This is a genomic window from Ponticoccus sp. (in: a-proteobacteria) (genome assembly GCF_048381735.1).
The window spans coordinates 23089-46639 of sequence record NZ_JBLXGL010000004.1 but is presented as its reverse complement, the minus strand read 5'-3'; the positions used below and the strand labels follow the sequence as shown (position 1 = coordinate 46639).

Below are 23551 nucleotides of genomic sequence, written 5' to 3'. Positions count from 1 at the left end.
GACCGTCGAAAGCGCCCCCTGAAAACACATCGGGGGCAGTTCCCGGACCGCCCCCTGCTTCTCTGGTCTCCCCAATACCTCGGGGGAGCCGAAGGCGGGGGCAGAGCCCCCTTTCCCGCGCCCGCAGGCCGGAGCGCCCGACCCGAGCCCCCTGGCTGGGTCGGGCGCCCCATCCGGCCCCATGCGGCCCCGTCAGGCCAGCGGCATGCGGCGTTCGGCGATTTCGGCCCACCACGAACAGCCCGCCGGGATCGCCTCGTCGTTGAAGTTGTATTCCGGGTTGTGCACATCCGCCGAGGGGCCGTTGCCCACGAGGATATAGGCGCCGGGCCGTTCCTCCAGCATATAGGCGAAATCCTCGCCGCCCATGGTGATATCCGCCGCGCGGTCGCAGGCGCCAGAGACCGCCTCGGCGACATCGGCGGCGAAGGCGGTCTGCGCCTCGGAGTTCACCATCGACGGATAGCCCGGCAGCCATGTGACCTCTGCGGTGCCGCCGAAACCCTCGGCGGTCGCGGTGGCCAGCGCCTTCAGGCGCTCTTCGCCCAACTTGCGGTTCTCCTTCGACATGGTGCGCACCGTGCCCTTCAGCTGCACCCGCGCCGGGATCACGTTGAAGGCCTTGGACGAGCTTTCGATCGCGGTGACCGAGACCACGATGGGGTCGGCGGGATCGGCATTGCGCGACGAGATGCTTTGCAGCGCCGTCACGATCTGGGCCGAGATCACCACCGGGTCCACGGTCTGGTGCGGCTTGGCTCCATGGCCGCCCCTGCCCGTCACATCGATCACGAACTGGTCGGTGGCGGCGAAGAAGGCGCCGGGACGGATCGCGAAGCTGCCGACCGGCTGGCCCGGCCAGTTGTGCATGCCATAGACCTCCTGGATGCCGAACCGCTCCATCATGCCGTCCTCGCACATCTCGCGGCCACCGCCGCCACCCTCTTCGGCGGGCTGAAAGATCACCACCACGGTGCCGTCGAAGTTGCGCGTCTCGGCCAGGTACTTGGCGGCGCCCAGCAGCATGGCGGTGTGGCCGTCGTGGCCGCAGGCATGCATGGCCCCGGGTGTCTTCGAGGCATAGTCCAGCCCCGTCGCCTCGTGGATCGGCAGGGCGTCCATGTCGGCGCGCAGGCCCACCACCCTGCCGGACCCGGTCTGGCGGCCCTTGATGACCCCGACAACGCCGGTGCGGCCCAGCCCGGTGACGATCTCGTCGCAGCCGAATTCCTTCAGCTTCTCGGCCACCAGGGCAGAGGTGCGATGGGTCTCGAACAGGATCTCGGGGTTCTCGTGCAGGTCGCGGCGCCAGCCGGTGATCTCGGCGTGCAGTTCAGCGAAGCGGTTCTTGACGGGCATGCTCTCTCCTTCGGCCCCGGGCGGCGGCAGGCGCCGGGCGCGGCCTTCCTGTTGTGGCGGCCCTGCGGGGCCGGTCCTGTTGCAGAGCATAGGAATGGCGGCGGCCTCTGCAAGCCTGTGGATGCGCGGGACATGGGTTTTCCGGGTGAGGCGGCCCGACGGATGGGCGCACCGGCGACGGGTCTTCCGCACCGCGGTCTACGCCCGGACCTCCGTCGACCGGCCGGTCGACGGAGCGGCGCGGCAGAGCGCCGGGTGCGGGGACGCCGGACGGGCCGTCGAGACGATGGGACCGGTGGGAGGGGGCTCTGCCCCCGCGCCCTGCGGGCGCCCCCCGAGGTATTTGTCGGACCAAAGAAGCCCGGGCCGGGTGGATGTCCGGGATGCCGCGGACTTGCGGGCCGGTGCTCAGGCCAGGGATTGCAGCAGGCGTTCCATGAAGGTGCGGCCTTCGGCGAATTGCGCGGTCGAGATGTATTCGTCGCCCTGATGCGCCACCCCGATGGAGCCCGGGCCGCAGACCACGGCGTTGTAGCCCGCCGCCTGGAAATGGCTGGCCTCGGTTCCGTAGCTGACAAAGCTCTGGCCGTTCTCGCCGGTCAGGCGGCGGACCAGTTCCTCGGCGGGGTTGTCCCTGCGCGGGGCCAGAGGCGGCAGGGCAAAGCGTTCCTCGACCTCGATCCATGTCTCCGGGCGGACGGCCTGCATTTCGGCCTGCACCTCTGCCACGCGCCCGGCGAAGAGCCGCCGCCAGGTGTCGAGGTCCTCGCCGGGCACCACGCGAAAGCCGAAGCCGAATTCGCAGTCCTTCGCGGTGATATTATGCGCCGTGCCGCCCCGGACCTGTCCGACATGGGCATTGGTATAGGGCGGGTCGAAGAGCGCGGCGAGGCCCTGCGGCTCTGCCGCCATGAGCGAGGCGTTCAGACCGTTGGCCCAGTCGATCAGTTTGGCGGCGTACATGATCGCGTTGACGCCGGTGTGCAGCATCGAGGAATGGACCTCGAAACCATGCACATGCACCCACCAGGTCACGCCCCCCTTGTGACCCGCGACCGGCTTCAGCATCGTCGGTTCGCCGATGATCGCATCCGAGGCCCTTGGCAGGTGCTGCATGGCCTCGATCAGCGGCGGCGCCCCGGCGCAGCCGATTTCCTCGTCGTAGGACAGCGCCAGCTGCAGCGGCCGCGTGATGCCGCGCTTCTGCGCCTCGACCGCCGCCCAGATGGCCAGCGCGTCGAAGCCCTTCATATCCGCCGTTCCGCGCCCGTAGAGGCGGCCGTCGCGCTCTGTCACCGTGAAGGGGTCGGCGGTCCAGCTCTGCCCGTCCACCGGCACCACGTCGGTATGGCCCGAGAGCAGGACGCCCCCCGGCTCTGGCGGTCCGACATGGGCGTAAAGCGCGGCCTTGCCGGGCTCGTCGGGTTTGACGTGGCGCCCGGCCTCGATGCCATGGGCGGCAAGGTAGCCCTGCACCCAGTCGATCAGCGGCAGGTTGGTGTCGCGGCTGACCGTGGGGAAGGCGACGAGACGGTCGAGGATCTCGCGGGGGGAAAGGGTCTGTGTCATGCACAGACCCTGCCCCGGCGCGGAGCGGAAGGAAAGCCCCGGCACATGCGGCAGCGCGGCAGGGGCCGTGCGTGTCCCGCGGGCGGGCAACCGGGTGGCGGTCCGGCCTGTCCTCGGCGCGCCCGGCAGCCATGGCTCGGCAGTGGTCCCCCGAGGCAGCGGGCGGGCCAGAGGCGGGCTGGCACCGCGTGGCCGGGTTCGGCAGGGCCCGCCGCCCGGTCAGAACCGGGGCAGTGCCCGCCCTCTGGGCAGAGAGAGGCCATGTCCCCGTCCCTGTCGCCACGCACAGGGCGCGTCCGGTCGGGGAGCGCGCCGTCGGTCGAGACACACCAAGACGCACCGCCGCCAGCCGAGGCCGTGCGGATGCCGACCCTCCTGCGGCGCCGATCAGTACCCGCTGTCGGAGGTCAGCACCCTGTGTCCCGGAGAGACCTCGCGGTAGACCGACGGCCCGGGCTCATGCCCAACCCGGTGGATCGGCGAGGGAATCGGCTTGAAGTTCAGGTCCTTCTCGGACTTGCGGCGGCGCGGATCGGCAATGGGCACCGCCTTCATCAGGGCGCGGGTATAGGGATGCTGCGGGTTCTCGAAGACGGCGCGGCGCGGCCCCAGCTCGACGATGCGGCCAAGGTACATCACGCCCACGTGGTGGCTGACCCGCTCGACCACCGCCATGTCGTGGCTGATGAAGACATAGCCAAGGCCCAGCTCTGCCTGCAGTTCCATCATCAGGTTGATGACCTGCGCCTGAACCGAGACGTCCAGCGCCGAAACCGCCTCGTCCGCGACGATCAGCTTGGGGTTCAGCGCCAGCGCGCGGGCAATGGCGATGCGCTGGCGCTGGCCGCCCGACAGCTCGTGCGGGAAGCGGCGCATGAAGCTGCGCGGCAGTTCGACCCGGTCGAATAGGCTGGCGACCCTGTCCATCACCGCAGAGCCCCGGGCCACGCCGTAGTTGTGGATCGGTTCGGCCACCTGATCGGCAAGCGGCAGTTGCGGGTTCAGCGAGGCGAAGGGGTCCTGAAAGATCATCTGCATCTCGCGCCGCATGTCGCGCAGGCCCGAGGGCGACAGCGCCATGACATCGGTGCCGTCCAGATCGATGGTGCCCGCCATCGGCTCGACCAGACGCAGGATCGAGCGCCCCGCCGTGGACTTGCCGCAGCCGCTTTCGCCCACAAGGCTGAGGGTCTGCCCCTTGTTCAGCGTGAAGGACACATCCTCGACCGCGTGCACATTGGCGACGGTGCGCCGGAAGAGCCCGCCCCGGACGGCAAAGCGCGTGGTCAGGTTCTCGACCTTCAGCAGCGGCTCCTGCGTGCCGGGGATCGGTTGCGGCGGCGGACCCGCCTGCCCGACCAGCCGCATCGGCGCGGGCAGATCGGTGCCCGACATCTCGCCCAGCTTGGGCACGGCGGCCAGCAACGCCTTGGTATAGGGATGCTGCGGGCGCTCGAAGATCTCTTCGACGGTGCCCTCCTCGACCTTGTTGCCGCGGAACATGACCACGACGCGGTCGGCCATCTGGGCGACCACCGCCATGTCGTGGGTGATGAACATCACCGCCGTCCCGGTCTCGCGCTTGAGCCGGTCCATCAGGGCGAGGATCTCCGCCTGGATCGTCACGTCCAGCGCGGTGGTGGGTTCGTCGGCGATCAGCAGGCGCGGCTTGCAGGCCAGCGCCATGGCGATCACCACGCGCTGGCGCATGCCGCCCGACAGCTCGTGCGGGTACTGCTTCAGCCGCCGCTCGGCCTCGGGGATGCGGACCTGCTTCATCAGGTCCAGCGCCACGGCGGCGGCCTCTTTCCGGGACAGGCCGCGATGCACGCGCAGGCCCTCGGTCAGCTGGCGTTCCACGGTGAAGACCGGGTTCAGCGCGGTCATCGGTTCCTGGAAGATCATGCCGATCTCGTTGCCGCGGATCGTGCGCATCAGCGACTGGTCGGTGGCGGCGAGGTCGATCTCGCCCCCCTCCTTGCGGTCGAACAGCAGGCGGCCCCCGGCGATCTCGCCGCCGCCGTATTCGATCAGCCGCATCAGCGACAGCGACGAGACCGACTTGCCCGATCCCGATTCGCCGACCACGCAGACGGTCTCTCCGGGGCCGATCTCGAATGAGACATCCTCGACCCCCACCACCGGACCGGACTTGGTCTGGAACTCCACCCGCAGGTTTTCGATGCGGGCAATCGGGTGTGGGGCGGCGTCCAGCATGGCGGTCCTCTGTCTGTCTGACACAGAAGGCTACGGCCTGCCAAAGCCGCCTGTAAAGGGTGGCGGTGCACTTCCTTTAGGCAATGCTTGCATTTTGCGCATCATCTGTTTCGATGGACCCAGTGAGAGAGCGTTGGATGTCATTTCAAACCCCCGGCCATTGCGTGCCGGAATTCGGGATGCATCACTGTTCCCCACCAATGCGAGAACGTGGACGGCCCACGAAGGCCCGTCCCGCCAACTAGGAGAGTGACATGAAACTCAAGACCCTGATGCTGGGGGCTGCCGCTGCCGTGGCCTTCGCACCAGCCGCCATGGCCGAGCGCGGCTCTGACGGCGAAGTGCGGATCATCTACTGGCAGGCGCCGTCGATCCTGAACCCCTTCCTGTCGGGCGGCACCAAGGATACCGAAGCATCGTCGATCATCGTCGAGCCGCTGGCCCGCTACAACGCCTCCGGCGAGCTGGTGCCCTGGCTGGTGGACGAGATCCCCACCGTCAACAACGGCGGCGTCACCGAAGACCTGACCCAGATCACCTGGAAGCTGACCGAGGGCCTCGTGTGGTCCGACGGCACGCCCTTTACGTCCGAGGACGTGAAATTCACCTACGAATACTGCACCCATCCCGAAGGCGGCTGCGCGCAGCTGACCAAGTTCGAGGGGATCGCCAGCGTCGAAACCCCGGATGAGCTGACCGTCGTGGTCACCTTCGACGAACCGCAGCCGGTGCCCTATTCCGCCTTCGTGGGCAACGAAAGCCCGATCCTGCAAAAGGCCCAGTTCGAGAACTGCGTCGGCGCCGCCGCCTCGACCTGCACCGATGAGAACTTTGGCCCCATCGGCACCGGCCCCTTCGTCGTGGACGAGTTCAAGCCCAACGACGTGATCTCGCTGTCGGCGAACCCCAATTACCGCGACCCGAACAAGCCGGCCTTCGCGACCGTCAACTTCAAGGGCGGCGGCGACGCGGCCGCGGCGGGCACCGCCGTGATGGAAACCGGCGAGTTCGACTACGCATGGAACCTTCAGCTGGCGCCCGACGTCATTGCCGAGATGGAAGCCGGCGGGAAAGGCGTCGCCGTGGCGGGCTTTGGTCCGCTGATGGAACGCATCATGCTGAACAACACCAACCCCGACCCGAACCTCGGGCCGGATGAGCGCTCGGTCGTGCGCCCGCACCCCTATCTGTCGGACCCGGCGGTCTACAAGGCCATGTCCATGGCCATCGACCGCAACCTGCTGGTCGAGGTGGGCTATGGTCAGGCCGGTCGCGTGACCTGCTCTTGGGTGCCCGCGCCCGAGGCCTTTGCCTGGACCGATGCCGAGGGCTGCGATGTCCAGGATATCGAGGGCGCCAAGGCGATGCTGGAAGAGGCCGGCTGGGTCGACAGCAACGGCGACGGCATCCGCGAGAAGGACGGCGTCGAGCTGCGGATGCTCTACCAGACCTCCACCAATGCCGTGCGCCAGGACTTCCAGGCGCTGATCAAGGACTGGTGGGAGCAGATCGGCTTCGAGGTCGAGCTGCGCAATGTCGACTCGTCGGTCTTCTTCGGCGGTGACCCGGGTTCGCCCGACACCTTCCAGAAGTTCTATGCCGACGTCGAGATGTACGCCAACACCTTCAACGGCACCGACCCGCAGGCCTACCTTGGCAACGGCCTGTGCGACAAGGCTCCGCGCCCCGAAACCCAGTGGCAGGGCGAGAACATCAGCCGCTTCTGCGACGAGGAATACGACGCGCTGCACACCGAGCTGACCAAGACCGCCGACCCGGCAGAGCGTCAGCGCATCGGCCGCGAGCTGTCGAAGATGGCCTTCGAGCGCGGCGGCATGATCCCGCTGGTGCACCGTGGCCGCCTGTCGGCGCATTCGAACACCCTTGGCGGCGTCGATCTGAACGTCTGGGATTCGGAGCTGTGGAACGTGGCTGACTGGTATCGCACCGAGTAAGCCCCGGAACCGGGCGCGCGCCTGTCGCGCGCCCTCGTGCAGGCCGGGCGCCGCCCCGGCCTGCCCCGACATCGCCGCCGCCCCGGCAGAAAGGCCCGCCCCGCGATGACGACGGACCTCCGGCAGCCAGAAAGACCCTTCCGGCACGACGGCTGCGGGTTCCTGAATGGCGCCATGCGGCCACCGGTTGCCCCGGCACCCCGGCAGCATCGCCCGCGTTTCCGCGCGTTGACAGATCCGGCGACCCGTGGTCGCGCCGCCCTTGCTGCGGCGCAGGTGGCCCGCCTCGCCCCTGTCGCACCCCCCGCCTTTCCCGCGCCATGCCCCCCGCTTCGGTCCCTGGGGCCGCAGGGGACGTGCATCCACCGCCACCGACAAAGCCAGACAGGGGAGTAACCCTTGCTCACATACGCGATCCGACGACTCTTGCTCTCGATCCCGACGCTGATCTTCATCAGCTTCGTCATCTTCATGCTGCTGCAGCTCGCCCCCGGCGACCCCATGGCGCAGGTCCCCCTGACCGTGCCGCCCGAGGTCAAGGAGAAGATGCGGCAGGCCCTCGGCCTCGGAGAACCGCCGCTGGTGCAATACTGGAAATGGCTGGTCCAGGTCTTCTGGATCGAGCCGCAGGTGCTGATCGACCACTGGCTGGGCACCACCTTCTCAGAAGGCAAGCTGCGGGTGATCTCGTGGCAGACCCGCAGCCCGGTCATGGACATCATCCTGCAGCGCATCCCGCAGACCCTCTGGGTGGTGGGTGTGGCCTATATCGTCGCCATCCTGATCGCGATCCCGGTCGGCATCTACTCGGCCTATCGCCAGTATTCGGTCTTCGATCAGGCGGGCACCTTCGTGACGATGATCGGCTTCTCGATCCCGCCCTTCTTCACCGGCCCCCTGCTGATCGTGATCTTTTCCGTGCAGCTTGGCTGGTTCCCCTCGATCTACGATACCACGCACCGGGTCGTCGACTGGGCCACCTTCAAGGTCCAGCTGCAACAGATGATCATGCCGGTCATGGTGCTGGCGCTTCAGATCACCGCGCAGCTGTCGCGCTACATGCGCGCCTCGATGCTGGACAACCTCAATCAGGACTACGTGCGCACCGCCCGGGCCAAGGGCCTGTCAGAGGCCGTCACCGTCATGGTCCACGTCCTTCGCAACTCGATGATCCCGGTGGTGACCGTCATCGCGCTGGGGATCCCGTCGATCTTCGGTGGCGCCATCATCACCGAAAGCGTCTTCAAGGTGAACGGCATCGGGCAGCTTCTGCTGACCGCGCTTTTCGCCAACGACCTGCCCATGGTCATGACGCTGACCTTCATCTTCGCGGTGCTTATCGTGATGTTCAACCTGATCGCCGATATCCTTTACGGCATTCTCGACCCGAGGATCCGCTATGACTGACTCTCCGCAGGACGATGTGATCCTCGCCGAAGGCGCAGAGGCCGCCACCCCCATCGCGGCGCTGCAGGACAAGGGCCCGACACAGCCGCCCCGCTCGCGCGGGAAGGACGTCTGGGACCAGTTCCGCAAGCACAAGGGCGCGATGTTCGGGCTGGGCTTCCTGACCTTCATCACGCTGGCGGTGCTGGTCGGCCCCTATATCTGGACGGTCGATCCGCAAAAGCTGGACATCCGCAACAAGGACCTGCGGCCGATCTACACCACGCTGTGGGACGGCTCGGCCAAGGTCTCCTGGGCCAAGCCCCTGGGGTCGGACCAGCTGGGCCGCGACAACCTCGCGCAGATGCTGGCGGGGGGACGCGCCTCGATGGCGGTGGGCTGGGCGGCGATGCTGCTGAGCCTGATCATCGGCACCGCCATCGGCGTCATGGCGGGCTACTTCAAGCGCCTCGACGGGCTGCTGATGCGCACCACCGACCTGTTCCTCGCGCTGCCGATCCTGCCGCTGCTGCTGCTTGCGGTGACACTGTTCCGGCAACCGCTGCGGGCCAACTTCGGCCCCGAGGGCGGCATGTTCATCCTGATCGTGACGATCATCGCGATCACCTCGTGGATGCCCACGGCGCGGATCGTGCGCGGCGACGTGCTGGCCATCAAGGAGCGCGAGTTCGTGCTTGCCGCACGCTCCATCGGGTCGTCGAACGGCAAGATCATCCGGCGGCACCTGCTGCCCAACGTGCTTTCGCCGATCATGGTCTCGGCGGCGCTGGGACTGGCCACGGCGATCATCACCGAAAGCGCCCTGAGCTTCCTGGGCGTGGGCTTCCCCTCGGACTTCCCGACATGGGGCAAGATGCTGGCGGACGCGGTGCAGCGGATGGAACGCTTCCCGGAACGGGTCATGCTGCCGGGCATCGCCATCTCGCTGACGGTGCTCTCGGTAAACTACCTCGGCGACGGGTTGCGCGACGCGCTCGACCCACGCATCCGGGGCCGCTGACGCCCGCCCCCCGTCCGCGCGTCCGGCGCGGGCGGGGGACGCGAAAGCGACGCAACGGCAAGTTCGGGTCGGCCCGGGCAGGGATACCCGTCTTCGGGCGGCGGCAAGGGACGCTCGCAGGATGCAATTCGGGCCGCGCATCATCGGGATCGGCGGCCGGGCCAAGCGCGCCACCAGCCTTCGGCACAGCGATGTCACAGAACGTCAGTCGAACCCCAATCAAGGCCCCCCGGAGCGCGTGGCTCGCGGGCCCGATGCGCTGTAGCCCCGCGCTTCCGTACCGGACCAACCTGCGTGCCGTTCATTCACGGGCCTTGAAACACCGGCCCACATTGCCGGCATCCTCAATCCGGCAGATGGCTCTACTCTCCATCCAGACATCACGCCCGACAAGATAGGGCATGGCCATCTCTTCCGCGCTGCAAATCACCGCAATAGTGATGGCGGCTCGGCCCGATGACCGCATCTTCGCTATGACAGCCCCAAATCCGTCTCAATGGCGCTGACCTCAGACGGAACAACATCAGGCCTTGCCATCGAAGCCATGGACGGGAATGCGCGGGCGATCTTCGGCACGCGGTATCGCCTTCAAAACCCAAGCGAAACGCCAAACAACGCTTGAAACAGAACAGCCGACCACGCATACATCCAACCGGAACGGATTGGTACGGAAACGGAGAACCGACAACGGATGCGGATTGGCCGAGCGGCATAGCGCTGCAAAACTCCGGTTCGTTTCAGTACCAAATCACTTGCCTGGGAGTTTCATGGAACGCGACGTTGCAGCGACCTTATTGCCGAATGCCGAAGAGCTTCGGGAAACAATTAACCGGTTAATCCCTCGATTGGAAACCTCATTGCGCCACCTGCTGCTTGAGGTTTGGGACAACAAAGACAACAAGGCGCGGGCCGAGAAAAAGCTGGCGGATATCTTCGCCAATCGCGGGCTTCCTGACAGCTGTGTTTTCGCCGCGCATGACGCCATCCTGAACGCCGCTTTGTCACAGGATGAACCGGGCTTTGAACGCGCCTGTTTGCTGTTCCTTCAACTTCCGGATCAGGCGCCGCAAGCCGGGCTGCGGGTGCTTGGCCTGTCGGATGACGCCCTGTCGCCCCCCGCCTCTGAGGTCCTTCGCCGCGCCTATCGCGATGACACCGGGCTTACGGACGATCTGGTTGCGCCCGGTTCCGGGCAGACAGACCAAGCGAAAGCCATGATCAATCGGGCAAGAGAGATCATGCAGGAATTCGCCCCCGACTGGGCAAGGGAATTCGATCTCCTCGTGTCGCAGATCTACCTGGCCACGAACCGGGACCCGAAAAAAAGCGGCTTTGGCGGCGCCACGGTCTTTGCCGCTTTCGGTTCCATCCTGATGAACGCGGACAAGATCGACGATCTGCCCGCAACCTTGATGACGCTGGTTCACGAAAGCTCGCATGCGAAGCTGTTTCTCCATCACCTCGATGACCCCGTCATCTTGAATGACGATAGCGAGCTGTACAGCTCTCCGCTCCGGTCCACTCCACGTCCCATGGAGGGGATTTTCCATGCGGCGTGGGTCTCGGCGCGCATGGTCCAAGCCGCTCGGTGCATTATCGACAGCGGCTATTGCGGGGCAGAGGCCGACGAGCTGCACCGCCAGAGCAGCCAAGCCGCGACCGTCTATCACGATTGCGCCACGGAAATTCAGCGCCATGCGCGTTTGACGCCGCTGGGACAGCAGCTGTTCGACGATGCGCAAAGGGCGATGTCCGATGTACGCAGCTGACACCATCGGCGCGGCCTTTCTGAAGCGGGCCGACGCGGCCCCCGACGCCATCCTTTTCGAAACCGGGGCCAGGACCGTCACCTATTCGGCATTCAGCGCGCGTCTGCACACGCTGAGGGCGGCCTTCGCAGACCTGGGCGTCGCCGCAAATCAGGTGGTGGCTCTGGCGAATACCGACCAGATCGACACCTTCGCCGCGATCTTCGCGCTTTGGGCCTTGGGGGCATCGCCACTGGTGCTCGATTTCAGAAGCCCCCTGTCGGAAATCCAGGAACGGGCCGCGCGCGCGGGGGCCAGCCATGTATTCTCGGACTTCAGGACGCTGGCGCGACACGACGGGATACAGAGTTTCCCGCGCGACACCGGGGCGCCAGAGACTCCGCAAGCGCGACCCGGAGTGCCCGAGCAATACGGTCCCGCGGATTTCATCATGAGCTCCGGCACAACCGGGGTGCCAAAACTGTACCCCTCCTCGCAGGACGACGTCTTCACCGCCGTTGAACGGATGGCCCGGGGCGGAGAACGCGGCGACTGGGGAAACGCGGTGTCCTGCCTCAATCTGAGTTTTCCGGGAACGCGTTTTGTCTGGTATCGCAACGCGATCTACGGGCGAAAGATCATCCCCGTCCCGGTGTTCTTCAGCTATGCCGAGCTCGATGCTGCGCTGCTGCATGAGGATGCGGAAGAAGTGACGCTTCCGCCGGTCCTGGTCCGCGGGCTGACCCAGCACATAAAGTCGCAGGGATTGGCCGGCACCGGCCCTCGCTATCATCGGCTGGTGAAAATGCAGTGCATCGGCGGCCCCTTGCTTGGCCCGGCGCTGACCGAGGCCAAGGCCCTCTTGTCCGCCAGGCTCTGCGTCACCTATTCCTCGACCCAAACGGGCATCATTTCCCGCCTTGAGGGGGACGCGATTGACAGCCATCCACACTCGGTCGGAAAACCGCTTCCCCATCATCAGGTCAGCATTGTCGACGACGACAATCGTCCGCTGCCGATCAACGCGGTCGGCCATATCGTTACGCGGGTTGGTGAGAATAGCGCGCAACCCGGCGATCGCGGCTATCTCGATGACGAAGGCTATCTGTATGTCGTTGGAAGAGTTCAGGAATACCTGTGCCGGAACGGTGTTTCCTTCAACGCGCCCGACCTGGAAGAGCGGATTCAGAAGATCACGGGCGCCGCACTTTGTTGCGTGCTCGCAGCCCCAGGCGCAGTCGATGGCGAAGACGAGATTATTGCCGTGATCGAAGCCGACCCAAGCCGCCTGCCCAACTTCAAGACCCGATTGAGGGCACAATTGTCACCGCTGACAAGGCCGGACAAGATCGCCCTCCTGCCGGCCATCCCGAAGACATCCGGCCTCAAGCCCGCAAAGGCGCAATTGGGCCGAATGGTCGAAACCACTCAGGACCTGTGCCATGTCCTCTGATCTGAGCATATGCGTCGAACGCGCGTTCAAGACATTCTTTCCCGATGCCGAGGTGTCGCAGGACAGTGATTTCTTCGACCTCGGCGGCGATTCCCTGAAAGCCGTCGAGCTATGCAGCCTAATCGGGCAGCTTATCCACGCCGAAGTTCATCCGTCCCTTCTGTTTTCACATGCAACCCCGGCAGAGGTCACTGAAGCTCTTCGGCGAGAATACGGGCCCCTATAACGCTCTCGATGTTGGCGATCAGATAGGGGATATTCTCCGGCCTGAAGTATTGCCCGTGCGCGCAAGGCAGACTGGATTGCCTATAGACGGGAAAAAGCCTCGCCACCCGTTCATGGGTGAGGGAGAAATCGTCGTGAAACGGGTTCCACTCCGGTGACTCGGCGCCGAAATTGAGCAAGGCAGGCACGGGTACTGCGCAGTCGGGGATGGTATCAATAGCAGCCACGGACCTTATCCTGTGGCCCAGCTCCAACAGGCGGTTCGCGCAGTGGAATGAATACGGCGCCCCCTGACAATTGCCGCCGACAAGAGCGATCTCCTCGGGAAGAAGGTCCGTCAGAGCCTCCGCCACCTGCCGCGCCATTTCGGCCCCGATGACATCGCGCTCGGGGGACGCCTTCATTATGATGTTGAGAGAGCGGAGCGCGACAAGCGGCTGCTCCGGGCTGAGGGCAGCATGGAAATTGACCGGTTCCAGCTCTGCATTGTAAAACCACAGGATCGGCGGTAGCGATCCGCCCGAATTCAGCAGTCTTGCAGCGCCATGCGGTCCGACGGCCCTGCCCGGCCAGCTCGTGGTCAAACGCGCGACTGAACGCAGCACATGGCTAATGTCCGCGCCTTGGGCCGTCATCGGGTTTCGTACTCTTGCGTCATTCGGGGTATATCTGCACCACAAACCAACGGCCCGCCAAGTTGCGGGCCGCTTTTCTTTTCACGATCGGAATTCTCGTTCCGGTCAGGCTCAGAAACCGGTTCCCGGAGGAGCCAGCTCGCCGACTTTCGGAGCTGCAGCGGTTTTACCGCCCTTCAATGTCAGAATTTTCTTGAGATCCAAGTTCATTATATCTTCCCTTCTGGATAAGTTAGATAAAAAAACTACATATCGCTCCTCTGCGCAAGGGGCCTGGAGAACTCATTTCACCTCATCTTTTCAACGTCGAGCGGTGGCCGAGCGGCCTGCGGTCTCAGGTTGGCGGCGTGACGTTCCAAGGAGCCCGATCGTCGAGTTGACCTTGCGGATGTCCGGCGGCGATGGCGTTGAGATGGGCGAAGGGCTCGACGCCGTTGATCCTTGCGGTCTCGACCAGCGACGGGTTGCGGCGCCATCTGATAGCCCCCAGCGCGTGGTGTAGGAAGCCGGGGGTGGAGCCTTGGGCGACGCTGGCGGTCACCGTCGATCTTCGAAGACGGATTGGGGTGCGACACCTGAGCGTCTGTTCCCGGCCTTTGCCAAGGATGGCCATGCTATCGCAACCAACGATACGGGCTCATCCGGCCCTCGCACGCTCCCGGGCGCCTTCCCCGCCGAAATGGCGGAACCGGGTCTCTGGGTTACATGATTGCGCTCCTCACGCGGCCGTTATCGTGGCACATCCCGGCTCGTATCCTACCAGCGAAAGTCGGTCCCGTCGTTTGAAGTCAGATGATCGAGCTCAGGTTCTCCTACCGCGAAACATGTCGTATGACTGGGCAGCCCTTCGGCCACCTCTCCGCTCACCATCCAAGGTGACGTGAAATCATATGACTCCGAGACGCAGACATGAGCGCCACTTCGATCAAATCAGCTGAAGGCCTGAGCAATCTCCAGGCCGAGATCGCCCACAAGATCCTTACCCTTGCGCAAGACGGGCACTGGAAAGAAGGAGAGCACGTCTCGGAGACGCCGCTGGCGAAATTGCTGGGAACCTCGAGGACTCCGGTTCGCCGTGTCCTCATCCATCTGGAGGAACGGGGCCTCTTCACCAAGATCCCGAACATCGGTTTCCGCTTCCAGGGTCTGCCGGCGAAGAACGACAACCTTTCCGATCTGCTGCCCAAGTCGGAAACCGAAACCCTCTACGAGCGGGTGATGACAGCGCGCGCCTCTGGCGAGATCACCCCGGAGGTGTCGGAGGCAGAACTGGCCGACCATTTCGGCGTGACGCGCGGGATGATCCGCCTGGTCCTAATGCGGTTCGCCAACGCCGGGCTCGCCGAGCGGCGTACCGGCCACGGGTGGCGCTTTGCCGAAACGCTGGACAACCCCGAGGCGATCAATGCCAGCTACGGATTTCGGGTCATCGTCGAATGCGGCGCGGTCCGGGATCCCGGGTTCCGGCCCGACCTGGGGCAACTGGCCGAGCTGCGCGCGCAGCAGCAGCGTCTTCATGACACGCCCGTGAACCGGATCACCGGCGCGGAATGGTTCGAAGCCAACGCCAACTTCCACGCCACGGTGGTGGGCTGGGCGCACAACCGCTTCCTGTCCGAGGCGATCGTTCGGCAGAACAGCCTGCGCCGGATGACAGAAGTGGTGGAGTTCACCGAGCTGAGCGCCGACCGCATCCGCAAGGCGGCCCGCGATCACCTGGCGATCCTCGATGCGATCGAGGCCGGCGACACAGAGGCCGCCGCGCAGATCCTCGACCGCCACCTTAGCCGTGTGCCGGGCGAACCGGCAAGGCTGGACTAGTCGGCCAGCAGACGGCCGAAGAACGCGCGGACCGGCGGCTCCATCGCCTCGGCCTCATGGCCGACGCCCGGCAGATCCTGCCGTTCCGGTGCGGCGCCGATCCCGCGCAGCGCCGTTTCCAGGGCCGTCAACCGCGCGACCCGCGTCGCGCCGGCATCGTTTGCGCCATCCTCGCACCAGAAGTCCGAGCCCCGGCGGATCGTCATGCCCCCGGCGGTGTCCTCTGCCCCGACCAGCAGCTGTACCGGGACCCGCGCGACCGCCCCGGGGTCGAAAGGCGCGCCCGTTGACGCCTCCATGTCGCCGGTGCCGACCCACCAACCGCGCGGGTCCCCCGGCAGGGTCACCGTACCCGGCGCCGCGATGGAGATGCCGCGCAGACGGTCCGGGTGCCGCAGCAGGAAGCGATGTGCGAACTGCCCGCCGCCCGAGAACCCATACATCAGAACCTGCTCGGTCTGCAGGCGGAAGACCTGGCCCACTTCCTCGATCATGCCCAGCAGGACCTCGTCATAGGCGATACCGGCATGGCGCATCAGCTTGTAATTGTTGAAGTCGTCCTCGCCGTTTATCCCGCAGGGAAAAAGCGGCGCCAGAAGCGCGCACTGGTGCGCCTCGGCGAAGGCGGTGAAACGATCCCGCAGCGCCTGGGCATCGCGCTTGCTGTGGTGGATCAGCACCGCCAGCGGGTAGGTCCGGCTCGCCTCAGGGTCGTAGCTTTCGGGGACGTAGGTACAGTAATGGAACCGCGGATCGCAGCGGGCGGCGAACATGGCGCTGGCCGGCAGGCGGTAGAAATTCATCCGGGCCATCAGGACACCTCCGCTTTCACGTAGTCGGCCACGCAGCCCACCATGCGGGTCATCGCGGCCTTGAAGGCCGGGTAGTCGGCACTGCGGTCGCGGGTCTCCTCATCCATGTACAGGCGGCGGTTGATCTCGAACTGAACGGAATGGCGACCGATTGCGGGGTTGGCATAGGCCTCGGTCAGCTCGGCGCCCTTGAAGGGCCTATTCATGGCCACTCTGAACCCCTCGCCTTCCAGGATCTCGCGCAGGAGCGCGGTGAACTCGGGCCCCGCCGAGGTGCCCAGCATGTCACCGATGCAGATGTCGGCGCGGCTCGTGCCCGGCCCGTCCGAGGACATGGCATGGCCCGCGTCGGTCATCGAGTGGCAGTTGATGTGCCAGACCCGGCGGTACTGGGCAAAGGCCCCGTCGAGCAATTGGCGCAGCGCGTCGTGGTAGGGCAGCCAGTAACGGCGGATGCGCGCCTCGGCCTCGGCCACCGTCAGCGGCGCGTCGTACATCGGCGTCTCGCCCCAGGCCTTGCGCCAGATCAGACCCATGCCGCGCCGGGCGGTGTTGCTGTCACGCGTGGGATGCGGCCAGGGGCCGGCGACCATCCGCTCGTCCATGTCCGACAGCGACCGGTTGGGGTCGAGGAAACTGCGCGGGAACAGCGCCGCCAGCAGTGGCGCGCCGTGGTCGGGGGCGGCGGAGAAGATGTCGTCGACATGGGTGTCGGCCGAAATCCGCACCATGTCCGGGTCGACCGCCGGCTGGAAATCGGCGGGCAGATCGGTGCCGCTGTGCGGGCTGTCCAGCACCAGCGGGATCAAAGGCGCACGGGGCGCGGTCACGGTCAGCACATCCGTCACGGAGGCGGGCATTGGCACCAACGGCGCCACCGGCAGGTCCTGGGTCATTTCTTCGGGTCCTTCGGGTCTGTCAGGTCGGCGATCCGGGCGTTGACCCCGGTAATATCGCCAAGTCGTTCGCCCGCCGCGAGACGGTCCATGGTGCGGGCCACCCGGCCCTCGCGCGCCAGCCCGGCCTCTGCTTCGGCGGCGGCCTCGTCGGCGGGCATCACCACCACGCCGGAGGCATCGCCCAGCACGATGTCGCCCGCCAGCACGGGCACGCCACCACAGCTGACGGGTCGGTTCAGCGTGCCGCCCAGCTCCAGCCGCCGGGTGGTCAGCTGCGCGGGGCCGCGCGACCAGACCGGCAGGCCCTCTGCCAGGATCTCGGCCAGGTCGGTCACGGGGCCGTCGATGACCACCCCCGCCGCGCCGGCCATCTTCGCCGCCCGCGCCACCGCGCCGCCCAGGCAGGCAAAACGGTCATCGCCCAGCCGGTCGACGATCAGCATGTCGCCGGGGCGCAGCAGGCTGACGGCATGGTGCATCAGGGTCGAACACATGGCCGGCAGCGCCAGCGTCACCGCGACACCGGCGCGGGCGGGCTGACGCGGGTCGAGGGCACGGATGCCCCTATCCACCATGCCCGTCAGGCGCACATGGCCCAGTGTGGCGGTTTCGATCTTCTCCAGCGCCGTCAGCAGGGACGGATCCGCCGGGGCGGGCATCGGGTCGATACGGTAGCGGCTCATGCGGGGTCCTTTCCCGCAGCCGGAGCGGCCTGGAGATGTTCGACCAGGGCCGCGAGGCGGGTCACAAGGTCCTCGGTGATCGCGGCGCCCGCCTCTGCCGTGGCCCGGCTGGCATCACCGCCCAGCAGGCCGTCGGGCGCGATCTCTGCCGCGGTGACCGGCAGGTTCACCCGCAGCCCCTCGAAATCCGCGCCCGAGACACCGCGCAGCGGCAGGTCAAGAAGCTGCCCGCGCCGGTCCTGCGGGGGCATGTCCAGCGCCCGCGCCTCGCCCGGCAGCAGGTGCAGGGCAACCGAGGTGATCGGCTCGCCGCCATGGCCCTTCACCGGGGCCTCGCCGAAGTGATCCTTCAGCAGCGCGGCGGGAACCGAGGGCCAGAGATCGACCGAGGCCACCACCGCCCCCCGCTCTCGTCGCAGGGTCCGCGTGACCTGCGCAATCAGGGGCGCGTTGGTGGTATGGCCGTTGAGGATCAGCAGCCGGGTCAGCCCGTGATCGAGAAAGCTGGTCAGCATGTCGGTCAACAGCGCGGTGAAGGTATCCGCCCGGATCTGCATTCCGCCCGGGTAGTCGCGGAAGAAATCCGCGTAGCCGAAGGGCAGCGCCGGGGCCACCAGCGCCCCGCTGCGGCAGGCGATCCGTTCGGCCAGCGCTTCGGACAGGCGATAGTCGCCCATGGGCACATGCGGCCCCTGCCCTTCCTGCGAGCCGAGGGGCAACAGGATCACGGGGTTGTCGGCCAGCCGCCGCGCGGCCTCGGCCTGGGTCATGCGGGCCAGGTGCAAGGGGCCGCTCATGTCGGGGTTTCCTCCGGTTGGGAACAGTCCCGGGTCACGCGGGTAGCACGCAGCAGAGGCAGTCGGCGGATCGAGGAATTGACGTTCACCTCCCGCTCCAGCCGCATCTCGCCGCTGCGAAGCCAGAGGCGCAGCGTATCGCGAAAGGCCGTCTCCACGAAGGCACAGTCGAGGGTCAGGCAGCTCCAGCCCTCGGCATCGGGCACCGACCAGGCGGCCCAGGCGGCGACCCGGGCGCCGGGCGCGTCGAACTCGTAGGCGTGATGCAGGGCGGCGCCGCTGAGGGTCGTCATCCCCTCCTGCCGATGGCCCAGCCCGGCGCACAGGTCGTGCCGACCGCGCGCATCCTCGATCCCGAGGCGCAATGTCAGGCCGTCCTGCGCCAGCCGGATGCCGGTGACCCGCTGGTCATTCTCCTGCACCAGATAGAGCCCCTGCCAGCCCTCGGGTGCGGCGCCCGGGTTGCCCGGCGGCGCCGGCATCAGGTCCAGCCCGGCAATCCGCGGCGTAAGTTCCGCCCCGCGCCACTGGCCGAGGGCGGGGCGCAGATCCTCCTGGATCATGCGCTTCAGCCGACTGTCCTCGTCCTCCATCCCGGCGGTCACCGCGATCACGGCGCGTTCGTTGGGAAAGACAAAACAGTTTTGTCCGAACAGCCCGTTGGCCGAGTAGCTGTCATTCGGTCCGCGCCACCACTGGAACCCGTAGCCCTCGCGGCGTTCGGCCTCTGCCCCGTCGTGGCTTTCACCGGGGCCCAGGTAGGCCTCGCCGGTCAGCACGCCCAGCGACACGTCGCGCAGCTGCATGCCCGTGGCCGCCCGAACCCAGTCGCGCGACAGGATCTGCCGTCCCTGCCAGCATCCGTCCTGCAGGTGCAGGATGCCCAGCGACAGCAGGTCGCGACTGGTACACCACAGCCCGTTGCCACCGCTGTTGATCCCTTCCGGGCTGAGGTCCCAGCGGATACCGGCTGTCAGGCCCAGAGGATCGAAGACCCGCCGCCGCAGCAGATCGTGGCAGGTCTGCCCGGTCACCTTCTGCACGATGGCCGACAGGACGTAGCTGCAGGCGCTGTCATAGACGAAGACCTCACCGGGCGCATGCACCAGCGGCCGACGCAGGAAATCCGCGACCCAGCTCGTTTCCAGCTTGCGCCAGGCCCCGCCCGAGATGCCGTGCTCGTGGCCACTGGTCATGGTCAGCAGGTGGCGCAGGGTCATCGCCTCGATCCCCTCGGGCGCCACCGCGCGATGCTCAGGGAAGAAGTCGATCACCGGGGCGTCCAGGTTCAGCAGACCGTCGTCCCAGGCCAGCCCGACGGCCATGGCGGTAAAGCTCTTGGTGACCGAGTGCATCATGTGCAGCCGGTCGGGGCCGTAAGGGTCCCAATAGGCCTCCTGGATCAGGGCGCCGTCATGCCACACCAGCAGGCTATGCACCTCCAACCCCTCGGCGGCGATCCGATCCAGCAAGCGCAGCAGCACCTCCGGATCGGTGCCATGGGCCTCGGGCGCGCATTTCAGCAGTCTATGCTGTCCACTCATGTGCCCGCCTCCTGCGCGGCGAACCGCCAGCTGAGTTCCACGCCCTCGCCACGGCGTTTCAGGGTCGGGATCGCCGAGAGCAGCGCGCGGGTATAGTCGCTCTCGGGCGCGTCGAAGATCCGGTTGCGCGGCCCCTCCTCCACGATCTCGCCGTCCCGCATGACGACCACACGGTCTGCCAGCTGTTCGACCACGCCCAGGTCGTGGCTGATGAAGAGGCAGGAGAAGCCGTGGCGTTGCTGCAGGTCCGCCAGCAGGTCCAGCACCTGCGCCCGTACCGTCACGTCGAGCGCGGATACCGCCTCGTCCGCGATAACGAAATCGGGCTCGGATATGATGGCGCGGGCGATGGCCACGCGTTGCCGCTGGCCGCCCGACATCTCGTGCGGCAGGCGGTCCAGGTGCTCCTCCTCCAGCCCCACCTCCGCCACGATACGGCGGATCCGCTCGTCCTTTTCCTGCGCGCCGATGTCCATGTGATAGAGGGCCTCGGCCAGCGCACGCCGGATGGTGAAGCGCGGATCGAGAGAGCCGAAGGGGTCCTGGAAGATCATCTGGCAGTTCAGGCGGAAATCCATCCACCCCTCGCTGCCCCGGGCGACCGGCTTGCCACGAAACAGGATCTCGCCGCCACTGTAGGGGATCAGGTGCGCCAGCGCGCGACCCAGTGTCGTCTTGCCGGAACCCGAGGCGCCGACCACCGCGACCACCTCGCCCCGCCGCACCGTCAGGCTGGCGCCTTTCAGGGCCAGCTTGCGGTTGGCCCGCGACAGCAGCGCCCCGCGAGAGACATACTCGACCTTCAGGTCGCGCAGTTCCACCAGCGGCGTCTCGTCTTCCCCGAAGCTGCGCAGGGGCCCGCGTTCGGGCATCGCCGCCAGTAGCTTGCGGGTGTAGTCATGGGCCGGCTGCGCCAGGATCCGGCGCGTCTCGCCCTGCTCCACCAGTTCGCCCTGCCGCATCACCATGACCCGTTCGCAGTAGCGGGCGACCATGGGAAGGTCGTGACTGATCAGGATCAGCGCCGTGCCGTTTTCGCGCGTCATCTCCACCATCAGTTCCAGCACCTCGCGCTGTACCAGCGCATCCAGCGCCGTCGTCGGTTCATCCGCAATCAGAAGCGCGGGTTTCAGCAGCATGGCCGAGGCCAGCATGATCCGTTGCCGCATCCCGCCCGAGAACTCGTGCGGGTAGTCGTTCAACCGGTCGGCGGGCGACGGGATGCCCACGCGCTCCATCATTTGCAGAATGCGGGCGCGCCGCCCCGCCGTGCCAAGCTTCGTGTGGCTCCGCAGCGGTTCGTCCAGCTGCCGCCCGATGGTCATCGACGGGTTGAGCGAGGTCATCGGTTCCTGAAAGACGATGGCCACGTCCTCCCCCCGCATCTTGCGTCGCTCCCGCGGGGACATCTGCGCGATGTCCCGACCGCGCAGGCGGATGGTGCCGCCGCGCCCGACGATGCCGCCGGGCTGCAAGCCGATGATGGCGCGGCCCAGCATGGTCTTGCCCGAGCCGGATTCCCCGACAAGTCCCACCATCTCACCCGGGCGGATGTCGAAGCTGACGCCACGCACGATGCGGTTCTCGGGCAGGCTGGCGATCCCCAGTTCAAGCGCCTCGACGCTCAGAAATGTGTCTTGATCGGTCATCACAGGCCTTTCATGCGCGGGTCGAAACGGTCGCGGACGTAGTCCCCGAAGAGGTTGATGCCGAGCAGGGTCAGCGCGATGCAGAGCCCCGGGAAAATCCCCAGCCAGGACGCCTGGGACATGTAGGGGCGTGCGCCGGCCAGCATGTTCCCCCAGGTGGGCGCCGGCGGCGGCACGCCCAGGCCAAGGAAGGACAGCGCGCTTTCCGTCAGCAGGACCGAGCCGAACATCGACGTCGCGATGACGATCACCGGCGCCAGGCAGTTGGGGATCACGTGGGCCCGCAGGGTATAGCCGACAGGATGGCCCATCAGGCGCGAGGCCTCGATGAACTCCTGCTCCCGCAGGGACATGACCGCGCCGCGCACCACGCGGGTCACGGTGGGCATGTAGGCCAGCCCCAGGGCCAGGATCACGCCCCAGATGTTGGCGCCGAGGATCGACAGCAGCGCCAGCGCCAGCAGGATCGAGGGAAAGGCCAGCAGCGTGTCGGTCAGCAGCATGACGGCGCGGTCGATCCAGCCGCGCGCATAGCCCGAAAGCGCGCCCAGCACGATGCCGAAGGTCACCGCGAAACTGACGGTCAGCGCCGAAATGGTGACCGAGGTCCGCGCCGCCGCCATTAGGCGGGACAGCACGTCACGCCCGTATTCGTCGGTGCCCAGCCAATGCCCCGCACTGGGCGCCTGAAGGCGCGCGCGCAGGTCCAGCGCCAGCGGATCATAAGGCGTCCAGAGCCAGCCAAGCAGGGCGGAAAGAAGGAAGAAGGCGATCAGCAGACCGCCGAAATACTTGTTGGTACGGCCAAGGTTCATGTGGTCTTCACCCTCGGATCGAAGAGCGGATAGCAAAGGTCGACGATCAGGTTCACGACGACGTAGGTGACGGCAACAAACAGCAGGCAACCCTGCAGCACCGGGTAGTCCCGGCCATAGATCGACTCCACGATCAGCCGGCCCAGGCCCGGGATGGTGAAGACCGTCTCGACGACGGCCACGCCGCCCAGCAGATTGCCCAGGATCAGCCCCAGCAGGGTCCAGGTCGGCCCGAAGGCATTGCGGAAGACGTGCCGGCGCAGCACCTGCCCCTCGGTCAGACCCTTGGCGCGGGCGTGGGTCACATAGTCCAGCCGCAGCACGTCAAGCGTCGAGGCCCGCGACATCCGCACCAGGATCCCGCATTCATGCAGCACCAGGACGGCGACCGGCATCACGAGGTAAAGCACCCCTGCCCCGAAGTCCTCGAAGGGCGAGACATAGCCCAGCACCGGCAACCAGCCGAGGTTCAGGCCGAAGAGCAGCAGCAACATCAGCCCCATCCAGAAGGTCGGGATCGACATCAGCGCCGTGGCGCCCACGACCACACCCAGGTCGAAGGCCGAGTTCTGCCGCCAGGCCGCCAGCATGCCGAGCGGCACGGCCAGCACGGTGGCCAGCCCGACTGCCACCAGCACCAGCTGCGCGGTGATGGCAAAGCGTTGCAGCACCAGCGGCAACACCGCCTCGCCGGTGGTGATGGAGCGGCCCAGGTCGCCCTGGAACGCCCCTTGCAGCCACATCAGGAACTGGACCGCGATCGGGCGGTCCAGCCCCAGTTCTTGGCTCATGGCCGCGTAAGCCGCATCGTCGACATTGTCGCCGAGCATCAGGCTTACGGGATCCCCGGGGATCAGCCGGATCAGCGTGAACACCGCCAGCGATACGAGGAAAAGGGTGGGTATCGCGGAGACGAGCCGCGACAGTACAAATCTGGTCATTTTGGTCCCCGGAGGTCCTGTC

20 protein-coding genes are annotated in these 23551 nt (G+C 66.6%); 7 read left to right on the top strand and 13 right to left on the bottom strand.

The window, feature by feature from the left end; genetic code table 11:
- Window positions 1–192 precede the first annotated feature (192 nt).
- The 3 genes from ACN5KJ_RS09750 to ACN5KJ_RS09740 form a co-directional block, all read right to left on the bottom strand.
- Window positions 193–1359, bottom strand: coding sequence for a M20 aminoacylase family protein (locus tag ACN5KJ_RS09750; protein WP_418593646.1), 1167 nt, complete (start codon window positions 1357–1359; stop codon window positions 193–195).
- 408 nt (window positions 1360–1767) lie between these two features.
- Window positions 1768–2928, bottom strand: coding sequence for an acetylornithine deacetylase (argE, locus tag ACN5KJ_RS09745; protein WP_418593645.1), 1161 nt, complete (start codon window positions 2926–2928; stop codon window positions 1768–1770).
- 387 nt (window positions 2929–3315) lie between these two features.
- Entirely contained in the window at window positions 3316–5145 is a 1830-nt protein-coding gene (locus ACN5KJ_RS09740) for an ABC transporter ATP-binding protein (protein WP_418593643.1), read from the bottom strand.
- Window positions 5146–5399: 254 nt separating this feature from the next.
- Here ACN5KJ_RS09740 and ACN5KJ_RS09735 point away from each other — a divergent pair, with 254 nt between their 5' ends.
- The 6 genes from ACN5KJ_RS09735 to ACN5KJ_RS09710 all read left to right on the top strand — a co-directional run bounded on the left by ACN5KJ_RS09735 (window position 5400) and on the right by ACN5KJ_RS09710 (window position 12934).
- Window positions 5400–7100, top strand: a complete 1701-nt coding sequence (locus tag ACN5KJ_RS09735; RefSeq protein WP_418593641.1) for a peptide ABC transporter substrate-binding protein — start codon at window positions 5400–5402, stop codon at window positions 7098–7100.
- A 399-nt stretch (window positions 7101–7499) separates the two neighbouring features.
- Window positions 7500–8507 (top strand): ABC transporter permease subunit, encoded by a 1008-nt coding sequence (locus ACN5KJ_RS09730; RefSeq protein WP_206563401.1) that lies wholly within the window; start codon window positions 7500–7502, stop codon window positions 8505–8507.
- Complete coding sequence (locus ACN5KJ_RS09725; protein WP_418593639.1) at window positions 8500–9507, top strand: ABC transporter permease; 1008 nt, start codon at window positions 8500–8502, stop codon at window positions 9505–9507. Before ACN5KJ_RS09730 ends, ACN5KJ_RS09725 begins: the two co-directional genes overlap by 8 nt.
- Window positions 9508–10274: 767 nt before the next feature.
- Window positions 10275–11276, top strand: coding sequence for an aKG-HExxH-type peptide beta-hydroxylase (locus ACN5KJ_RS09720; RefSeq protein ID WP_418593638.1), 1002 nt, complete (start codon window positions 10275–10277; stop codon window positions 11274–11276).
- On the top strand, window positions 11263–12708 hold the full coding sequence (locus ACN5KJ_RS09715) for a class I adenylate-forming enzyme family protein (protein ID WP_418593636.1): 1446 nt from the start codon (window positions 11263–11265) through the stop codon (window positions 12706–12708). The genes ACN5KJ_RS09720 and ACN5KJ_RS09715 overlap by 14 nt, the downstream gene beginning before the upstream one ends.
- The gene (locus tag ACN5KJ_RS09710) at window positions 12698–12934 is read left to right on the top strand and encodes an acyl carrier protein (protein ID WP_418593635.1); all 237 of its coding nucleotides are present in this window, start codon (window positions 12698–12700) and stop codon (window positions 12932–12934) included. Before ACN5KJ_RS09715 ends, ACN5KJ_RS09710 begins: the two co-directional genes overlap by 11 nt.
- On the opposite strand, the gene ACN5KJ_RS09705 is transcribed toward ACN5KJ_RS09710, so the two are convergent.
- Together ACN5KJ_RS09705 and ACN5KJ_RS09700 are read right to left on the bottom strand one after the other, a co-directional pair.
- Window positions 12897–13568 carry a hypothetical protein gene (locus ACN5KJ_RS09705; protein WP_347165243.1) on the bottom strand — a complete coding sequence of 224 codons (672 nt, stop codon included), beginning with the start codon at window positions 13566–13568 and terminating at the stop codon, window positions 12897–12899. The two genes, ACN5KJ_RS09710 and ACN5KJ_RS09705, sit on opposite strands and share 38 nt — an antisense overlap.
- A gap of 334 nt (window positions 13569–13902) precedes the next feature.
- Window positions 13903–14109 carry a transposase domain-containing protein gene (locus tag ACN5KJ_RS09700; RefSeq protein WP_418593633.1) on the bottom strand — a complete coding sequence of 69 codons (207 nt, stop codon included), beginning with the start codon at window positions 14107–14109 and terminating at the stop codon, window positions 13903–13905.
- 368 nt (window positions 14110–14477) lie between these two features.
- Here ACN5KJ_RS09700 and ACN5KJ_RS09695 point away from each other — a divergent pair, with 368 nt between their 5' ends.
- Window positions 14478–15389: an FCD domain-containing protein gene (locus ACN5KJ_RS09695; protein WP_418593632.1), complete on the top strand. Its 912-nt coding sequence runs from the start codon at window positions 14478–14480 to the stop codon at window positions 15387–15389.
- Here the strand turns inward: ACN5KJ_RS09695 and ACN5KJ_RS09690 are convergent.
- Genes ACN5KJ_RS09690 through ACN5KJ_RS09655 form a run of 8 tightly spaced genes read right to left on the bottom strand, consistent with a single transcriptional unit; the run spans window position 15386 to window position 23529 of the window.
- Window positions 15386–16201: an alpha/beta hydrolase gene (locus ACN5KJ_RS09690; RefSeq protein ID WP_418593631.1), complete on the bottom strand. Its 816-nt coding sequence runs from the start codon at window positions 16199–16201 to the stop codon at window positions 15386–15388. The genes ACN5KJ_RS09695 and ACN5KJ_RS09690 overlap by 4 nt on opposite strands.
- Complete coding sequence (locus ACN5KJ_RS09685; protein WP_418593629.1) at window positions 16201–17097, bottom strand: N-formylglutamate amidohydrolase; 897 nt, start codon at window positions 17095–17097, stop codon at window positions 16201–16203. Before ACN5KJ_RS09685 ends, ACN5KJ_RS09690 begins: the two co-directional genes overlap by 1 nt.
- Entirely contained in the window at window positions 17094–17783 is a 690-nt protein-coding gene (locus tag ACN5KJ_RS09680; protein WP_418593627.1) for an RraA family protein, read from the bottom strand. Before ACN5KJ_RS09680 ends, ACN5KJ_RS09685 begins: the two co-directional genes overlap by 4 nt.
- The gene (locus ACN5KJ_RS09675; RefSeq protein WP_418593625.1) at window positions 17780–18580 is read right to left on the bottom strand and encodes a creatininase family protein; all 801 of its coding nucleotides are present in this window, start codon (window positions 18578–18580) and stop codon (window positions 17780–17782) included. Before ACN5KJ_RS09675 ends, ACN5KJ_RS09680 begins: the two co-directional genes overlap by 4 nt.
- Window positions 18577–20124, bottom strand: a complete 1548-nt coding sequence (locus ACN5KJ_RS09670) for a serine hydrolase domain-containing protein (RefSeq protein WP_418593623.1) — start codon at window positions 20122–20124, stop codon at window positions 18577–18579. Before ACN5KJ_RS09670 ends, ACN5KJ_RS09675 begins: the two co-directional genes overlap by 4 nt.
- Window positions 20121–21773, bottom strand: coding sequence for a dipeptide ABC transporter ATP-binding protein (locus ACN5KJ_RS09665; protein WP_418593622.1), 1653 nt, complete (start codon window positions 21771–21773; stop codon window positions 20121–20123). The genes ACN5KJ_RS09670 and ACN5KJ_RS09665 overlap by 4 nt, the downstream gene beginning before the upstream one ends.
- Complete coding sequence (locus tag ACN5KJ_RS09660; protein WP_418593620.1) at window positions 21773–22588, bottom strand: ABC transporter permease; 816 nt, start codon at window positions 22586–22588, stop codon at window positions 21773–21775. The genes ACN5KJ_RS09665 and ACN5KJ_RS09660 overlap by 1 nt, the downstream gene beginning before the upstream one ends.
- Window positions 22585–23529, bottom strand: coding sequence for an ABC transporter permease (locus ACN5KJ_RS09655; RefSeq protein ID WP_418593618.1), 945 nt, complete (start codon window positions 23527–23529; stop codon window positions 22585–22587). The genes ACN5KJ_RS09660 and ACN5KJ_RS09655 overlap by 4 nt, the downstream gene beginning before the upstream one ends.
- Between the last annotated feature and the right edge of the window lie 22 nt (window positions 23530–23551).

Excerpts from the sequence above, each read along its gene's own strand:
- ACN5KJ_RS09750 (WP_418593646.1), bottom strand. The coding sequence starts at position 1,359 with ATGCCCGTCAAGAACCGCTTCGCTGAACTGCACGCCGAGATCACCGGC.
- argE (WP_418593645.1), bottom strand. The coding sequence starts at position 2,928 with ATGACACAGACCCTTTCCCCCCGCGAGATCCTCGACCGTCTCGTCGCC.
- ACN5KJ_RS09740 (WP_418593643.1), bottom strand. The coding sequence starts at position 5,145 with ATGCTGGACGCCGCCCCACACCCGATTGCCCGCATCGAAAACCTGCGG.
- ACN5KJ_RS09735 (WP_418593641.1), top strand. The coding sequence starts at position 5,400 with ATGAAACTCAAGACCCTGATGCTGGGGGCTGCCGCTGCCGTGGCCTTC.
- ACN5KJ_RS09725 (WP_418593639.1), top strand. The coding sequence starts at position 8,500 with ATGACTGACTCTCCGCAGGACGATGTGATCCTCGCCGAAGGCGCAGAG.
- ACN5KJ_RS09720 (WP_418593638.1), top strand. The coding sequence starts at position 10,275 with ATGGAACGCGACGTTGCAGCGACCTTATTGCCGAATGCCGAAGAGCTT.
- ACN5KJ_RS09715 (WP_418593636.1), top strand. The coding sequence starts at position 11,263 with ATGTACGCAGCTGACACCATCGGCGCGGCCTTTCTGAAGCGGGCCGAC.
- ACN5KJ_RS09710 (WP_418593635.1), top strand. The coding sequence starts at position 12,698 with ATGTCCTCTGATCTGAGCATATGCGTCGAACGCGCGTTCAAGACATTC.
- ACN5KJ_RS09705 (WP_347165243.1), bottom strand. The coding sequence starts at position 13,568 with ATGACGGCCCAAGGCGCGGACATTAGCCATGTGCTGCGTTCAGTCGCG.
- ACN5KJ_RS09695 (WP_418593632.1), top strand. The coding sequence starts at position 14,478 with ATGAGCGCCACTTCGATCAAATCAGCTGAAGGCCTGAGCAATCTCCAG.
- ACN5KJ_RS09690 (WP_418593631.1), bottom strand. The coding sequence starts at position 16,201 with ATGGCCCGGATGAATTTCTACCGCCTGCCGGCCAGCGCCATGTTCGCC.
- ACN5KJ_RS09685 (WP_418593629.1), bottom strand. The coding sequence starts at position 17,097 with ATGACCCAGGACCTGCCGGTGGCGCCGTTGGTGCCAATGCCCGCCTCC.
- ACN5KJ_RS09680 (WP_418593627.1), bottom strand. The coding sequence starts at position 17,783 with ATGAGCCGCTACCGTATCGACCCGATGCCCGCCCCGGCGGATCCGTCC.
- ACN5KJ_RS09675 (WP_418593625.1), bottom strand. The coding sequence starts at position 18,580 with ATGAGCGGCCCCTTGCACCTGGCCCGCATGACCCAGGCCGAGGCCGCG.
- ACN5KJ_RS09670 (WP_418593623.1), bottom strand. The coding sequence starts at position 20,124 with ATGAGTGGACAGCATAGACTGCTGAAATGCGCGCCCGAGGCCCATGGC.
- ACN5KJ_RS09665 (WP_418593622.1), bottom strand. The coding sequence starts at position 21,773 with ATGACCGATCAAGACACATTTCTGAGCGTCGAGGCGCTTGAACTGGGG.
- ACN5KJ_RS09660 (WP_418593620.1), bottom strand. The coding sequence starts at position 22,588 with ATGAACCTTGGCCGTACCAACAAGTATTTCGGCGGTCTGCTGATCGCC.
- ACN5KJ_RS09655 (WP_418593618.1), bottom strand. The coding sequence starts at position 23,529 with ATGACCAGATTTGTACTGTCGCGGCTCGTCTCCGCGATACCCACCCTT.